Genomic DNA, 557 nt, shown 5'->3' on the forward strand with positions numbered 1-557 from the left:
ATTATTAGTGATTTTTAAGAAAACCAAAAATTGCTTTATAGTAGAAAGTAATGTATAATATTAGCGGGGATGTTCTGGTTTCGACAGGAGTGAACAACTAATTGTGGCAGTGGTTTGGTAGACCATAATACTACGAGGTTTCATAACCGGAAAACAAACTAAAACCGTAGTACCTAACTGATTCACAACAAAGTTAAACAACTTTGGATTTGGTTTAGGAAATCAAGCAGTTTTACCTGCTTAATTACTTAAGAAGTAAATACTACCGTTACTAATAGCAAGTTTATCATTATTAGTAACGTATCATAGGATAAACTAGAAAAAATGATGTTAATAAATTTTTTCGAATTTCCATTAACTAGCTATTCATAATTTCGTATAATTTATTATTAAATAGTGATTTTTCTAAATTATACTAAACTGTAGATACAGTTAGTCAGTTAACTTTTGGACGCGGGTTCGATCCCCGCCATCTCCACCATAAATTAAATGCACAATTGTGCTTTTTTTATTATTTAATTTAATAATTAATTATAAATACCTTTATAAAATTTTAA

Annotated in this window: 1 other RNA gene; it reads left to right on the forward strand. The window is 28.2% G+C overall.

Features of this window, described 5'->3' with window-relative positions:
- The first annotated feature begins 65 nt into the window (after positions 1-65).
- Positions 66-481: a transfer-messenger RNA gene (gene ssrA, locus M0D11_RS06430) on the forward strand.
- Positions 482-557 lie beyond the last annotated feature (76 nt).

This window comes from Spiroplasma endosymbiont of Lariophagus distinguendus (assembly GCF_023846195.1).
In the GTDB taxonomy this organism is placed as follows: domain Bacteria; phylum Bacillota_I; class Bacilli_A; order Mycoplasmatales; family VBWQ01; genus Spiroplasma_E.